Below are 15,015 nucleotides of genomic sequence, written 5' to 3'. Positions count from 1 at the left end.
TACAGGCACATGCCCGCCTGACGGTCACTGTGAAAGTCTTTATCCTGGATTAGGGGAACCTCCCTTTCTTCCCAATTTTGCGCTAAATGCATCTGCCCCTGATCGGAAAACTCAAGCGTCCTCGGCCCTGGCTGATTGGGCTAATCGTTGTCGGACTGCTGGGTGCTGGCGCGATCGCGTTCTTCATCCTGCGCCGTCCGGCCCCCTACGATGTGGCCGAACTCACCGTCCCGGTTGCCGCAGAAGGAATCACTGTACGAATTACGGCAAGCGGCGATGTTGAACCCATCCGCACCGTCAACCTCAGTCCTAAAGCGGCGGGAATCGTCGAAGAGCTCTACGTTGAGCAAGGGGATAGGGTACAGGCGGGGCAGATTGTCGCCCGGATGCGGAGCGATGAGCTAGAGGCTCAGATCGTCCAAAACCGGGGCAGTTTAGCCGAAGCTGAGGCGGCCCTGCGAGACGTGCAGCAGGGCTCTACCCCGACTGACGTGGCCCAAGCCGAAGCCAACCTAGCCGCGGTCGAAGCCCAGGTGCGCGATGCCCGCGCCCGGCTGGATTTAGCCAATGAGGATCTGAACCGCAATCAGCAGCTGGCTGACCAGGGCGCGATCGCGCAAAACGAACTAGACCGGGCCGTCAGCGAAGTTCGGAGCGCTCGGGCTAACCTGGAACAGACCCAGTCCCGGGTGGCCGAAGCTGAGCAGCGGCTGGCTGACCTCCGCAACGATCCAGATCCAGAAGACCTGGATCAGGCTCAGGCACGGGTTCGCCAGGCTCAGGGACGGCTTCAGGCGATTCAAACCCAGGTCGAAGATACGATTATTCGCGCTCCCTTTGGCGGAATTGTGACTCAGAAGTTTGCCACAGAGGGGGCTTTTGTGACGCCAACGACGTCGGCTTCTGAAGCGTCATCGGCGACCTCGACGGCGATTATTGCGATCGCGGATGGCTTGGAGGTTGTGGCTGAAGTTCCCGAGGCCGACATCAGCCGGATTCAGATCGGACAGGCGGTCGAAATTCAGGCCGATGCCTTCCCTGAACAGCTGTTCGAGGGCGCGGTGCGGCTGATTGCTCCCGAAGCCATCGAGCGGCAGAACGTCACCGTCTTCCAGGTGCGAATTCGGCTGATCACCGGGGAAGACCGGCTGCGCTCTAATATGAACGTAACGGTTGCCTTCCTCGGTGATCAGCTCGACGATGCGCTGGTTGTGCCCGCCGTTTCGATCATTACCCAGTCTGGTGAGACCGGCGTTTTAGTCCCTGGCGAAGATAATCGGGTCGAGTTTGTGCCGGTGACGCTGGGGCCGCAGGTGGGCGACCAGATTCAGGTTTTAGACGGGCTGGAGGCGGGCGATCGCGTTTTCATTGACCTGCCGCCGGGTCAGCGGCTAGAAAATCTTACTTTTGGTCGGGAGCGATCGTAATTCCGCTTGATGAAGCTGGTCAGGACTTAGATATGCTGATCAAAATTTTCGCTACTCTGGAGATAGGATTGACGTGCACTTGTAGATAGATCTTAGAAGGCTGGTTCCCCGCCCTTCTCTTTAGTCACTCCATTCCCTTACTATTAACCGTTTCAGAGACTTCTCTCTCAACTTTTATCAGTCAGCCAGCTAAGATCACTAATCTTTCGCTAAGATAAGATTTAAGAAATCATTGGCGCAGCAACATGGATTTAATTACAGTACTGCTTATACTTTCAGGCACTGGGTTAGCTTGGGTTTTAACTATACACGGAAAGAACATTTGGTATTCTTTATGTGCTGAAGCGTTTCTGAAACAACAACTCACCAATGATGTGGTTGCAGAAACTTTTCGAACTAAAGATAGTTCGCAGACAGCCAGAAATCTCGACCCACTCTATTGGATCCTTAGATTAATACACGATCGAATATATCAAAGAAACTTAGACGTTGAATATATTTCTCCGGAAGAAGACAGTTAGCTTAGAGAGCTTTCTTGCACTTTAGATAGAGACTATTTTGATATAGGTATGCAATTTTGAATCTATAGAATCATGCTTCAAAAGCAAAGTAATGAAATCACTGAAAAGGCTGACCGCTATAGGATTGTTGACTGCTGCGCTTCCTGTAGCGTTTGCTTCTCCATCTAGTGCAGGTACGAGATCGACGACTATCTACAGCGCTAGTAATCGATCCCCGCTTGGAGAACTTCTGCTCAGTTGCACTATTAACAGAGCAGAAGGAGCAACAAGAGTCAACTATCGGATAAGACCGTCTACGCTTTATCCATTAAACCGGCTAGAAATGCGTGTAGATGTACGACGCCGAAACATTTTCTTTGTTCCTGTTGAAGAGTCGTATAACGTTCGACCATCGACATACTCGCCGCCAACGCAATACGTTTCTGAAACCATCCGAATTGAAGGAACCAACTGGAATACAGCTTATGTAACTGGAAAAGGTACAGGTATATCAGCACGAGGTGTCGCGGGATATATTATAGGACCGCGTGAAGAGGTTGCTTGCGATTAGTTGACGTGTAATTTTTGATTGAGGATATTTGGAGAAGAAGATGAGAAAATTAGCGATTGCAACAGTCACTGCCATTCTAGTACCAGCAGCAACCATCACCTCTGCCCAGGATTCAGGACTAACACCTGAAAATGCCGTAAGTCAAATATCTCAAGCAGCCGCTGATAGAGATCTATCTAAGATTCAAAGCTTCTGTAGAGGGAACAGCGAAGAGCTTGCTCTGTTTTTCTGCAACATTTCTGAGCAAGACTCTGAGGTTGTTGACTTAGTATTGCAAAGCTATGCCAATTTAGCCACATCTGGTGAAAGGCAGATTGCTGAAAACCAAGCAAGAATTCCGGTAGTTGCTTCTATTGGTAACGAACAGGGTGAGGAAGCCATGCTGGTTTTAGCAAATGAGGGTGGTTCTTGGTACTTGTTTGACATTGTTCCAACAGAATCTAATGACAATATTAGTAATATCGAAGAACAGTCGGAAGCAGAATCGAATAATTCGTCTGATGGCGAATCTTTAGATGATACACCAACTAATGTAACTCCATCAGAGTCAACCACCGAATAATCGAACGATCAAACAAACCCTTCGGCTTACCTTTAGAAAATCTCACTTTCAGCCACGAGCGTTCCTAACCTTTGCTTAGAGCCTGCCAGGATTGCAGTCCAGCTTCTTTCAATTTTCGCTACTCTAGAAAAAGGATTGATCAGCCCCGCGGATGCCTTCTCCCTTTCCTGGCATGGATCCCTACCTCGAGCATCCCGAAATCTGGCCGGGCGTTCATCTGCTGCTGATTTCGGCCCTGGCTGAGTTGCTAACGCCAATTCTCCGACCTAAGTATGCGGTGTCCATTGAAGTTCGAATGTACAAAACGGCTGGAGAACAGGCCCTACTGGTGGATATTCCCGATGCCGTAGTCCAGCGCTCTGACCGAGTAGGAACGACGCTCTCTGTAGCAGAGCCCGCAAGTCAGCCGATTTCGGTCAGGCTGCCGATGCCTGAAAGCGTCCGTCAGGGGTACTTAGAAATTCGAGAGGTGGCCACTCGGTCGGTCGTTGCAGCCATAGAACTTCTTTCCCCTGTCAATAAACGACCCGGCCAGGGACGGCAGACCTACCTGACCAAGCGAGAGCGCATTCTATCCAGCAATACTCACCTGGTAGAAATCGATCTGCTGCGAGCGTGGAAACCGATGCCGATACTGATGGACGAAGATCAGCAGCACTACTGTATTTTAGTCAGCCGTAGCGAAGTGCGACCCGTTGCCGATCTGTATACCTTCAATTTGCAGGACGCTGTCCCTCTGTTTGCTTTGCCGTTAGCCGAGGGAGATAGCGAGCCCACCGTTAACCTCAAAGCACTGTTGAATCAGATTTACGATCGCGGTGCCTACGACCTCAAGCTCGACTACTCAGCAGCTGCCGTACCACCCCTATCCTCAGCTGCATCAGTCTGGGCCAAACAGCATTTATCTACCCATAGCGCCGAATCACCCTGAGCAAATCGCACTAAACCCACACTAACCCAATGGATTTTACCGAAAGTTTCAAAATGGCGGCCAAGACCCTCGCGGCCAATAAGCTGCGCAGCAGCCTGACGATGCTGGGAATCATCATCGGCAATGCCTCTGTAATTGCCATGGTCGGCCTGGGTGAAGGCGCACAGCAGTTTATCAACGGCCAGCTGCAAAGCCTGGGGCCAAACGTGCTGTTTATCATTCCAGGCAGTCGTGAGACGCGGGAACTGGGCGGCTTAGAAGTACCGCGTAATCTGGTAGTGGCCGATGCCGAAGCGATCGCGACTCAGGTTCCTTCGGTAAAAGCCGTCGCGCCCGAAAATAGCACTCAGGGCGTGGTCAGCTACCGCAATCGGAATACGAATTCAACCATTGTGGGCACGACCGAAGACTTTTTGACCGTGCGCAGCTTTGAAGTTGAGAAGGGGCGGTTCCTGACGCCGCTTGACCAGCGTCGGAATAGCCTAGTAGTGGTGCTGGGCAACCAGCTGGCCGAGCGCCTGTTTGAAGGGGAAGCGGCCTTGGGAAAGCAGGTTCGGATTAGGGGCATTACCTTCGACGTGGTCGGCGTCTTAGAGCAGAAGGGGTCAAGCTTAGGGCTGAACTATGACGACTCGGTGATGATTCCAATTACGACCTTGGCCAGCCGCATTGTCGGGCGCACCTCTCCCTATGGGATTGAGGTTAGCTTCATTTCAGTTTCTGCCAACAGCCAGGAGAGTATGGATACGGCAGAATTTCAAATCACTAACCTGCTGCGGCTGCGGCATGGCGGAGATGACTTTTTCATTAATAGTCAGGACACCTTGCTAGAGATTGCCGATACCGTCACCGGGGCGCTGACGCTGATGCTGGCCGCGATCGCGAGCATTTCCCTGGTCGTCGGCGGCATTGGGATTATGAATATCATGCTGGTCTCAGTCCGGGAGCGCACCCAGGAAATCGGCCTGCGCAAGGCGATTGGCGCGTCTCAGCAGGATATCCTGGTGCAATTTTTGATTGAAGCGATTATCCTCTCTGCCCTGGGCGGCCTAATCGGTACGGCCCTCGGAGCCAGCAGTATTTTAGTAATTAGCGTCCTATCGCCCTTTGAAGCTGGGGTTTCGACCAGCGCGGTCTTAGTCGCGGTCGGCGTTTCCGGTGGGATCGGCCTGTTTTTTGGCGTGGTGCCTGCCCGTCAGGCCGCCAGACTCGACCCGATTGTTGCCCTGCGGAGCGCCTAACCCATGCCAGACCTGATTCGCTTTCAGAACCTCTCCAAGGTCTACGGCTCGGGTAATACCGAAGTCAAGGCGCTTTGGCAGGTGAGCATGGCGATCGCGCCGGGCGAATACTGCTCGATCATGGGTCCCTCAGGCTCCGGCAAGTCCACCGCCATGAATATGATTGGCTGCCTCGATCGGCCCAGCTCGGGAGAATATTTCTTTGACGGGCAGGACGTGGGCCAGCTGGGTGAGGCCGATTTGGCGCTAATCCGCAATCGTAAAATTGGCTTTGTGTTCCAGCAGTTTCATCTACTGCCGCAGCTGACCGCGCTGGACAACGTCAGCCTGCCGATGGTCTATGCCGGTATTTCGAGTGCCGTGCGTAATGAACGTGCCGCTGAGGCGTTAACTCAGGTCGGGCTGGGGCAGCGGCTGCACAATCGGCCTAACCAGCTTTCGGGGGGACAGCAGCAGCGAGTCGCGATCGCCCGCGCGATCGTCAACCAGCCTTTACTCATCCTGGCCGACGAGCCCACCGGTGCCCTGGATACTCAGACGACTAAAGACGTGATGGCCATTTTTGAACAGCTCAATGCCGAAGGCATCACGGTGGTCATGGTCACCCACGAACCCGAAGTGGCCCAGCTCACCCATCGCGTCATCTGGTTTCGCGACGGTCAGGTCTTGAACGACCATATGTCTCCTGAAGATATGCGGCAGACCGCCTTTTTCACCTAGAGCAACTCGGGCAACTCGGGATACTGTAGATCCTGTTGGAAGCTGGGCTACTCCATGAAGCCATTCGTCGATTTCGTCCTTGCCAGCATCGCGGCGCTCTTTCCCGTGATTGACCCGATTGGCAGTGTGCCAATTTTCCTGGTGCTGACGGCAGGGGTTCCCCCAGCGCTTCGGCGGCGGTATGCCTGGAAGATTGCGCTCAATGTAATCTTGCTGCTGGTGCTGTCGCTGCTGATTGGCGGCAGCGTCCTGCGCTTCTTTGGCGTCTCCCTAGAAGTGGTGCGCATTGCCGGCGGCATCGTTGTCTTCCATGCGGCCTGGCACACGATGAACTCGGAGCCGAAACTGTCTAACTTAGAAAACGAAGCTGCCGTCCACCGCGCGGGCGAGCATAAAGACATTACCTTTATGCCGATGACGCTGCCGCTGCTGGCGGGGCCGGGGTCGATTGCGGTGACGCTGGGGCTGGCCGCCCAGGCAGGGCGAGGATTTTCGGTCGCGACCGTACGCAATCTGGGAGCCGTAGCCCTGGCCATCGGACTGATCGGGCTGGTGATCTTTCTGGCCCTGCGCTCCTCGACTCTGCTGCTCAAATGGCTGGGGGCAGGCGGCATTCAGGCCCTGAGTCGGCTGCTGGGCCTGTTTGTGATGGCGATCGGTGTACAGCTCATTCTTAACGGGCTAGCGGACTGGGTGATCTCGCTCAATCCCAAGTTGTGAAATCTTTCCGAAAATTGGGCTCAAACTTTCGGTCTAAAAATCGGGATTATGCTCGTAGTCTAGGCATTTCTCGTCTTCCCACTGGCGACCGCTGGCCTCACAGTCTGCCTGATTGGTCTTAAAGGGAATTTGGGTGGGATGAAAGGTATCTTCTTCCGCTGCCGGGTCGGGGGCGGCAAAGAGCTGAGACTGCTTCAGCTGCACCAGTCCAGCAATGGCACCGATGCCGAGTAGAATACTTGCTAGCAAGGTCGCCGGGACTAAAAGCACGTTGGCCTCCTGCTTCAGCCGGTCGTGCGATCGCCCCTCAGCTCCGGCCAGCAGGACGCAGTAGATGCTCCGGCCCGGCAGCGGTACAGACAGGCGCAGGTCAACAGCGTGTTTTTTATCGATGCGATTGCCCAAAGCCGTCCGCAGCGCTTCCACCTGGGCCTGGCTGAAGGTCGCTCTGACTTCCGGGTGGACCCGTTCTAAAATGCGTTCAGTCAGATCAGGCTTGGGCTGGTCAGACTGGGCTGGCGGATTGTTCATAGCAGGTGCGGCTGAGGACTCTTTAGAGAATGCCCGCATTTCAGTCATGAATGGCGGTTAGGGTTTGAAAATTTTAGTCCCATGCAACCGTTTTCTGAAAGTACCGTAGCGGGTTGCTTCGATTGAGATTTGTTCCCGCTCAAGCTCAGCCACCTGACGGTGAAGTCGTTTACGAAAGCTCAGTCGTACAGCTTGACCAAGTCAGGTAGTCTTGCTGGCCACGCTTACTATTGCACCCCGAGGTATTGCAGAATGCCATCGGCGATCGCGTCTGCCAGATCTCTCAGCTCAGAGTCATTCCTGAACCGGGCCGCATCTTCACTACCCGTCACAAAACCCGTCTCGACCAGCACGGCTGGCATAGAGGTATTCCGCAGAACGTAAAAACGGGCCTGCCGAACGCCGCGATCGCGGATATCGGTCTCCCGCAAAACAGTGTTATGAATCGTCTGGGCCAGCCGCAACCCCGAGGAGTAATAGTAGGTTTCTAGCCCGTTGACTTCGGGTCGGCTGAGGCTAATGGCATTGGCATGAATGCTGACAAAGATATCGGCATTGGCCCGGTCAGCAAAGTCAACTCGCGGCTCTAGGTCAATTTCCACGTCGCTAGAGCGGGTGAGCAGCGCTTGAATGCCCCGGTCTGCGAGCCGTTCTTGAACTCGCCGGCTGACAAAAATATTGATATCTTTTTCCCGCAGGCCGCCGATGCCAATCGCGCCGGGGTCGCGGCCGCCGTGTCCCGGGTCAATGACGACGGTCAGCTGGCCCTGGCGAGGGCGAGGAATCGACGGGCTGGGGGTGCGAGGCGTGGATGCGACCGGCGGCGGTCCCGCTGAAGGGGGTGTGCTGCTCGTAATAATTTGAGGAGACAGGTTGGCCTGAGAGAGCCGATCGCGAATCAGCTCAGCCCGAGCCTGCTCGCGAAATATCCCGACCTGGACCACAGACTGCCCGTTCACGGTAGCCCGAAATGCACTCGACTCAATTGCTCTGACGCGGTTCAGGGTATCTGGTCGCGTATTCGGAACAATGACTTGATAGTAGGCCTGGGCCGACGGCGAGGTCGGGCGTCTGGGTGCTGGACTCGGCGTAGCGGGAGCGGTTGGCGGCGTTGGCGGAGCCGCGATCGCGCCCCGACCCTGCACCACCCGAGCATTGAGATTGGCCTGAACTAGGCGAGCCCGCAGCGCTTCAGCACTGGCCTCATCCTGAAAAAGCCCTACCTGCATGACCTGCTGGCCATCCAGCGTCGTCTGAAATGCTCTAGGCTCAACCGCCTGCACCCGCCGCCGCAAGATCGCGGAGCTGCTAGGTACAACCACCTGGTAGTAAACATCGTCCCGCTCCCTGGGATTACGCCCCGGTGAGTCATCCCGGTCTGGCGGTGTCGGCAGCGGCTCCCGGGTTCGCGGCAGTCGGCGCTGCGCGATCAATGTTGACGGTGCAATGCCACCGATGCCGGCGACCAGGGTTGGGTCTGCCGAGACCGAGCCAGCGCTGGCTGAACTTGTCCCTGGTATCGCCGTCCCCACCGCGGCCTGGGCGACCGTCTCAAAACTCTGATCGCTGGTGACGTAAATATGCCCCAGGGGCTGGCCGTTGTAAGTCCGCCGCGTCAGCTGCCAGCTAGGATTAAGCTCCAGCTTGACGAAATCCATAGCGCTCCCCTGGCTGCGGCCCAGCTCCAAAGTTGGCAGGTTCTGACTCCGCGACGTTAGCCTGCCAGGCCGCGCTAATAGCACCAGGTCATCGCCTCGCTGCACCACCTCCAGCCGATAGCGGCTGTTAAAATCCTCGCCGCCAATCCGCAAGGAGTAGCCGTTGCTGTCTCCACTCCGACCGCAGATACCGCTGAAGTCAAATGCCAGCAGCAAGGGCTCGATCGTCGTTGGCGTACCGGTCTGCTCGCGCCAGCAGTCGCGCTCGTCGCTCAGCTGCTGAAGCAGCAGCAGCTGATAAAAGCGCCCATCGTCAACCGGTTCAGCCACCGCCACAATCTGGCCTGAGTCAATCGCCTGCTGCCCAAACTGGCCAGCTGAGGCTTCTGTAACCGCGATCGCGCTTCCTAAAATAGCGGTTGTCAGCGCCGTCAGTTGGCAAATAGCAGATTTCATGTCCCCGGCGATTGGCATAGTGGGTAGAGTCAGATTTGGTTTTTGACAGCCTAAACAGTGAACCCGCTGGCGTACTGCCTATACCGTGATAAGCAGAGCGCTCGCATTTTAGGATAGGACTATAGCAGGTCCTGATGCGTCTGGGGCGACAGAACTTTATTGAGGGGCTTTTCTGTATTGGCGGATTTATCTTATGTGACTCCTTTTGTTTTGTCACATCTTCCTGAAATACTCCACGGCTTTGCTTGACAAAGTCGTAAAAATGTGAATCAAAACAGGTCGGGGCTGCATTCAAAAGCGAGAGCAGCAGCCTGTCACTAGGCTGCTGCTCTTATTGCAGAAATTTTGGCGATGTCAGGTTTGATGCTTTGAAGTCAGATTGTCAAAGTGCTTCAGTCAATTTTCTACGGCCTCTGTATGCATAAATCCCTCTCGCATATAGAGAAAGAGCGGCAGCGAACAGCAGAGTCCTACCGTTAACCCTAAAGTGATATAAGCAGCTAACCAGATTCGAGAAATTCCCAATCGCTTCAGCTCCACGAACGCAAAGCAGAAAAAGACTGCTTCTGAAAACAGTAGGTCAGCGACAAACGTGGACGAAACGCTATTGGTCAGGGCCTGCGAAAAAAACGTGTGAATTGAAATGTTCCCCTGTTGCAGATATTCAAAGCAAACCACCCAGGGTAGGATGGCTCCGACCAGAGCAAGCAATAGATAGACTGTCCTCAGGTTGAACGACCTTGCCTGAGCAGAGGCAGAGAGTTGAGTAGGTTGCATAGTTCAGTGCTTGTAAAGTACACCCCGATTGTGGCGACTAGACATAATAGAATCAATTACCTGACAGGTAATCGAGTTCTGTATCGGCGAGGTTTAGGATGTTCCAAGCTTTCGAGCAGGCTGCTCCCCAGTCAGTTAATACCTTTGGTCAAGCGCTCAAATACTGGCGTAATCAGCGCGGGCATAGCCAGCTGTCGCTTTCTCTGGCCAGCGACGTTTCTCAGCGACATATCAGCTTTTTAGAATCGGGCCGGGCTCAGCCCACCCGTACGATGGTCAAGCGTCTCGCAGCAGTCCTGGAAATTTCTTTACGGGAGCAAAACAAGCTACTCACGACCGCCGGGTTTGAGCCGGTTTACTCAGAACTAGACCTGGCTGCGGCAGAGATGGCTCCGGTTCGTCAGGCGATCGCGTTTATGCTGCGTCAGCAGGAACCCTATCCCGCCTTTGTGATAGACCGCTATTGGCAGCTGGTCCAGGCCAATCAGGCCGCCACTCGCCTGATGGACTGGCTGCTTGAGGGGACAACGCTGACTTCGCCAGCTCAGCCGCTCAATTTAATGCAACTGATGCTCGATCCGCAGGGACTCAAACCCTACGTTGCCAATTGGGACGCGATCGCGCCCCATCTGATCCAGCGTCTGCGTCGAGAAAGCCAGGCTGGCCCCGGTCAGCCCAATGAAGCCGTTTTCAAAAAACTGCTCGCTGACTTTCCTGCCGCGGTAAGCCAGTCACTTCCCGCTCCAGACTGGAATCTGCCGCTGCTCACCGTAGATTTCAGCAAAGCTAACCGTTGCCTGAGCTTTTTTACGACGATCACCACCCTGGGGACACCCTACGACATCACCCTCCAAGAGCTGCGGATCGAAAGTATGTTTCCAGCCAATCCATCGACCGAACAGGATATGCAGAGTTTGCACCAGGGGGAGAGTTGATAAAGCCGTTAAGCTTTTATAAAGCTGCTCTATAGAAACGACATCAATCCTTCCCACTCCAATCAGGCGCGTGGCAGAATTGAGCCTGATGGCATTTGATCAATCCCATGCACGATCTTTACTGGCTCACTCAGCCTTCCCAGTTCAAAGCAGAGATGAGTGCGGCAAAGGCGCATGACGATCCCTACGAGCAGCTTCAGGCCCTGGGCGCGATCGCCAAGCACAATCTCGACTTTACCCAAACCATCCGCCTCGACCGCCGTCTCCAGTCGCTGTACAAGCAGATCGATTCCAAAGCAATGGGGCTGCCGAGTATCCGGTTAGCTATCCTAGCCTCTGCCACGGCCGATCATCTCATTCCATCCATCCGAGTCGCGGCGCTGCGGCGCGGTCTGATCGCCGACCTCTATCTAGCGCCCTATGGTCAGTACCGGCAGGAGATTTTGAATCCGGCTTCAGCGCTGTATCAGTTTGCGCCAGATGCGGTGCTACTGGCCCTTAACGCCGCCGAAGCGGGTATTCATCTGCCCTTGGGGGCTGGTGAGAATGAACTGCAAGACCGGATTGCCGCCCGGGTTGAGGAATGGGCCGGGCTCTGGGAAGTCATCACCGGACAGCTGCAGGCGGTGACCCTGCATCAGACGATGGTTGTTCCGGTAGAGCAGGTCTTTGGTCAGTATGATGCGCTGGTTCCAGCCTCGCCTGCTAACATTCTGACTCAGCTCAATCAGCGCCTGCGATCGCACGCGGCCCGCCACAAAACTACCCTGATCGAGATCGATCGCCTGGCCTCAGCCGTCGGCAAACAAAGCTGGTGCGACGCTCCCCTCTGGCACCATGCCAAGCAGGATGTTTCGCCCATCTATGCGCCACTCTACGGCGACTCCGTCGGCCGCGTTTTAACCGCTATCCGCGGGCTGTCGCGCAAGTGCTTGGTGCTTGACCTAGATAACACCCTCTGGGGGGGCGTGATTGGTGACGATGGCTTAGAGGGGATCGTGCTGGGTCAGGGCAGCGGCGTCGGTGAAGCCTATCAGTCCTTTCAGGCCTATGTAAAGTTGCTGAAGGAAAGAGGTATCATTCTGGCGGTATGTTCCAAAAACAATGAAGAGACGGCCTTAGAACCCTTTTTTCACCATCCAGAAATGCTGCTGCGCCGGGACGACATTTCTATCTTTGTCTCCAACTGGGAGGATAAGGCAACGAATATTCGTCGGATTGCCGCCGACCTGAATATTGGGCTAGATTCCCTGGTCTTTTTCGATGATAATCCGGTCGAGCGGGGAATTGTGCGCAAGTACGAGCCTGCGGTAGCGGTGCCTGAAGTTCCTGACGATGCCGCCTGGTATAGCCGCTGTCTCTCCGATGCGGGCTACTTTGAGACCGTCAGTTTTTCCGCTGACGATCGACTCAGAACCGAGCAGTACTTGGCCAACCGTCAGCGCCAGACGCTCCAGCAGAAAACCCAGAGCATCGACGGCTTTCTGGCCCAGCTAGAGATGACCATGAGCGTTGCCCCCTGGGACGCGGTCTCGATTCCCCGGGTAACGCAGCTCATTAACAAGAGCAATCAGTTTAACCTGACCACCCGTCGCTATACGGAAGCGCAGGTGAGGCAAATGAGCCAGGATTCAGATATCCTTACCTGGCATGTACGCCTGAAAGACAGCTTTGGCGACAACGGTCTGATCAGCGTCATTATTGCCAGACCTGAGCAGGCCGGCGATCGGCAGTCCCTCAAAATCGATACCTGGCTGATGAGCTGCCGGGTGCTGGGCAGGCAGGTTGAGCATGAAGTCCTCAATCTTTTAGCGACCTACGCTTGCGGACAGGGCTACGACCGGCTTGTAGGAGAATACATCAGCACGCCCAAAAATAGCATGGTGCGCGAACACTATTTGCGGTTAGGATTTACCCTGCTGTCCGAAGATACTGACGATAGCGGGATCGTTCACAGCCTGTGGTGTTTAGAACTGAAAAAATTTAAGCCCACAAAAACATTTATCCAGTCTTCATTTGACAGTAAGGAGTCAGCATGAGCCGAGAAGATATCTACGCGCAGCTCGTCCCCATCTTTCAAGATATTTTTGACGATGACGATATAGAAATTGAAGACGGTACGACAGCCAAAGATATTGACGGCTGGGATTCGCTAAATCATATCAACCTTGTGCTCGGGGCCGAACAGGAGTTTGGCGTTAAGTTCAAGACTTCTGAGGTAGCCAAGCTACAAAACGTAGGCGAGTTTGTCGATTTAATTGGCCTCAAGCTCAGTAAGTAATTCATTTACCTTCTCCGTAGACCAGCCAGATTAGCTCTAACCTGGAAAGGCAATGCTGTTTAATTCTTACGAATTCATATTCCTCTTTCTACCGATTTCCGTCGCTCTTTTCTATGGGCTCAATCGGTTGGGCAATAAGCGCTGGCCCATTGTCTGGTTGGTCGCCGCATCTTTGTTTTTTTACGCCTGGTGGAATCCGCCCTATCTGATTCTGCTGCTGCTGTCGATTGCGATTAACTATGGGCTGAGCGTCGCTTTGAACAGGGCTTTCGTCGCTGAGCAAGAGCGAAAGGGTAAGCTAATCCTGTGGGTAGGCGTCCTCTTTAATCTCGGGCTGATTGGCTATTATAAATATTTTGATTTCTTTCTTGGCAACGTCAACCAGGCTGTGGGGACTTCCCTACCGCTGCAAAATATTATCCTACCCTTAGGAATTTCCTTCTATACCTTCCAGCAGATTGCCTATCTGGTTGACTCATTTGAAGGCGAAACTCAGGGCGAGCGCTTTTTAGACTACTGCCTATTTGTCTCATTTTTCCCTCAGCTGATCGCCGGGCCGATCGTCAATCATCAGGAGATGCTGCCTCAGTTTTCAAAGCGCTCTACTTTTCTGTTCAAACACGAGGATTTGTCAGTTGGGCTCACTATTTTTTTTATTGGCCTATTCAAAAAGGTGATCTTTGCTGACCAGATTTCACTCTATGCTTCTCCAATCTTCAGCGCCGCTGAACAGGGCATTCCCCTCACTTTTTCTGAAGCTTGGATTGGTGCTCTAGCCTATAGCCTGCAAATTTATTTTGACTTTTCGGGCTATTCCGATATGGCCATCGGTGCAGCTCGGATGTTTGGGATTAAGCTGCCGCTCAATTTCAATTCGCCCTATAAGGCGTTCAATATCATTGACTTCTGGGCCAGGTGGCATATGACCCTAACCCGGTTTTTGACCCGGTATCTTTATAATCCCATTGCTTTGTTTATGTCGCGACGGCGACTGCAGCAAGGTAAAGCATTGATTAAGCGAGGTGTCGGCAGCCCTGCGGCTTTTGCCGAACTGGTAGCCGTACCAACCCTGGTGACCATGCTGCTGGCCGGCATCTGGCACGGTGCCGGCTGGCAATACATGATCTTTGGCTTGCTAAACGGCAGCTATCTGACCCTCAATCACGGCTGGCATATGCTACAGAAAAAGTTTGGCCGCAATTTGAAGCAGGTGAGCTGGTATGAGCAACGGCTGGGACAGCTGGTCACCCTAGTCGCCTGGATCGCTTCTTTAGTGTTCTTCCGAGCCGTTAACGCCGGTGCGGGAATTAGCATGCTGAGCTCGATGTTTGGATTCCGCGGCATTTCGGTTCCGCCTTCCCTAGAGGGCAAGCTGTCGGTGTTGAAAGCCTTTGGCTTTAGGTTCGATGGCATGTTCCATAACGCTTTGCTAGAGCAGGCCGCGGTTGGGCTAGGACTGATTTTACTGCTGTTTATCGTCGCCCTGTTTTTTCCCAATACACAGCAATGGATGGCCCACTATGAACCTGGGCTGGGCTACGATCATCGCGCTGCGCTAGCGCAGCGTCCAAAATGGCTGATTTGGTTAGATCGATTTGAGTGGCATCCCACCCACAGCTGGGCATTGTTTACCGTTTCTTTGATGGTGATCAGCGTATTGAACCTCTCTAACGTCAGCGAGTTCATCTATTTTCAGTTTTGATGG

General features: G+C 54.0%; 13 protein-coding genes. 10 read left to right on the top strand and 3 right to left on the bottom strand.

Translation table 11 applies throughout. The features are described from left to right. Positions 1 to 86: 86 nt before the first annotated feature. From IQ241_RS04240 to IQ241_RS04215, 6 genes are all read left to right on the top strand, one after another. On the top strand, positions 87 to 1,427 hold the full coding sequence (locus IQ241_RS04240; protein WP_193905169.1) for an efflux RND transporter periplasmic adaptor subunit: 1,341 nt from the start codon (positions 87 to 89) through the stop codon (positions 1,425 to 1,427). A gap of 1,111 nt (positions 1,428 to 2,538) precedes the next feature. Beyond that, positions 2,539 to 3,060: a hypothetical protein gene (locus tag IQ241_RS04235; RefSeq protein WP_193905168.1), complete on the top strand. Its 522-nt coding sequence runs from the start codon at positions 2,539 to 2,541 to the stop codon at positions 3,058 to 3,060. Positions 3,061 to 3,211: 151 nt separating this feature from the next. Continuing rightward, positions 3,212 to 3,991 (top strand): DUF4058 family protein, encoded by a 780-nt coding sequence (locus IQ241_RS04230; RefSeq protein WP_193905167.1) that lies wholly within the window; start codon positions 3,212 to 3,214, stop codon positions 3,989 to 3,991. Between the two features lie 29 nt (positions 3,992 to 4,020). Continuing rightward, positions 4,021 to 5,232: an ABC transporter permease gene (locus IQ241_RS04225; RefSeq protein ID WP_193905166.1), complete on the top strand. Its 1,212-nt coding sequence runs from the start codon at positions 4,021 to 4,023 to the stop codon at positions 5,230 to 5,232. 3 nt (positions 5,233 to 5,235) lie between these two features. Continuing rightward, positions 5,236 to 5,952 carry an ABC transporter ATP-binding protein gene (locus IQ241_RS04220; protein WP_193905165.1) on the top strand — a complete coding sequence of 239 codons (717 nt, stop codon included), beginning with the start codon at positions 5,236 to 5,238 and terminating at the stop codon, positions 5,950 to 5,952. A 54-nt stretch (positions 5,953 to 6,006) separates the two neighbouring features. After that, entirely contained in the window at positions 6,007 to 6,672 is a 666-nt protein-coding gene (locus tag IQ241_RS04215; RefSeq protein ID WP_193905164.1) for a MarC family protein, read from the top strand. Positions 6,673 to 6,705: 33 nt separating this feature from the next. Here IQ241_RS04215 and IQ241_RS04210 read toward each other — a convergent pair whose 3' ends face one another. From IQ241_RS04210 to IQ241_RS04200, 3 genes are all read right to left on the bottom strand, one after another. Continuing rightward, positions 6,706 to 7,203, bottom strand: a complete 498-nt coding sequence (locus IQ241_RS04210) for a hypothetical protein (RefSeq protein ID WP_193905163.1) — start codon at positions 7,201 to 7,203, stop codon at positions 6,706 to 6,708. Between the two features lie 227 nt (positions 7,204 to 7,430). Further along, the gene (locus tag IQ241_RS04205; RefSeq protein ID WP_193905162.1) at positions 7,431 to 9,317 is read right to left on the bottom strand and encodes a DUF3747 domain-containing protein; all 1,887 of its coding nucleotides are present in this window, start codon (positions 9,315 to 9,317) and stop codon (positions 7,431 to 7,433) included. Positions 9,318 to 9,713: 396 nt separating this feature from the next. Next, complete coding sequence (locus IQ241_RS04200) at positions 9,714 to 10,094, bottom strand: DUF2834 domain-containing protein (RefSeq protein WP_193905161.1); 381 nt, start codon at positions 10,092 to 10,094, stop codon at positions 9,714 to 9,716. A 98-nt stretch (positions 10,095 to 10,192) separates the two neighbouring features. Here IQ241_RS04200 and IQ241_RS04195 point away from each other — a divergent pair, with 98 nt between their 5' ends. The 4 genes from IQ241_RS04195 (at position 10,193) to IQ241_RS04180 (ending at position 15,012) form a co-directional block, all read left to right on the top strand. After that, a complete protein-coding gene (locus IQ241_RS04195; RefSeq protein ID WP_193905160.1) occupies positions 10,193 to 11,029 on the top strand; it encodes a helix-turn-helix domain-containing protein in 837 nt (278 codons plus the stop codon). A 107-nt stretch (positions 11,030 to 11,136) separates the two neighbouring features. Beyond that, complete coding sequence (locus tag IQ241_RS04190; protein WP_193905159.1) at positions 11,137 to 13,068, top strand: HAD-IIIC family phosphatase; 1,932 nt, start codon at positions 11,137 to 11,139, stop codon at positions 13,066 to 13,068. Next, entirely contained in the window at positions 13,065 to 13,310 is a 246-nt protein-coding gene (locus IQ241_RS04185) for an acyl carrier protein (RefSeq protein WP_193905158.1), read from the top strand. The genes IQ241_RS04190 and IQ241_RS04185 overlap by 4 nt, the downstream gene beginning before the upstream one ends. 52 nt (positions 13,311 to 13,362) lie before the next feature. After that, positions 13,363 to 15,012 carry an MBOAT family O-acyltransferase gene (locus tag IQ241_RS04180; protein WP_193905157.1) on the top strand — a complete coding sequence of 550 codons (1,650 nt, stop codon included), beginning with the start codon at positions 13,363 to 13,365 and terminating at the stop codon, positions 15,010 to 15,012. Positions 15,013 to 15,015: the final 3 nt, after the last annotated feature.

It is taken from the genome of Vasconcelosia minhoensis LEGE 07310 (assembly GCF_015207255.1).
Taxonomy (GTDB): domain Bacteria; phylum Cyanobacteriota; class Cyanobacteriia; order Phormidesmidales; family Phormidesmidaceae; genus Vasconcelosia; species Vasconcelosia minhoensis.
Note: the sequence above shows the minus strand (reverse complement) of the source record. Positions and strands in the feature narration are given on the sequence as shown.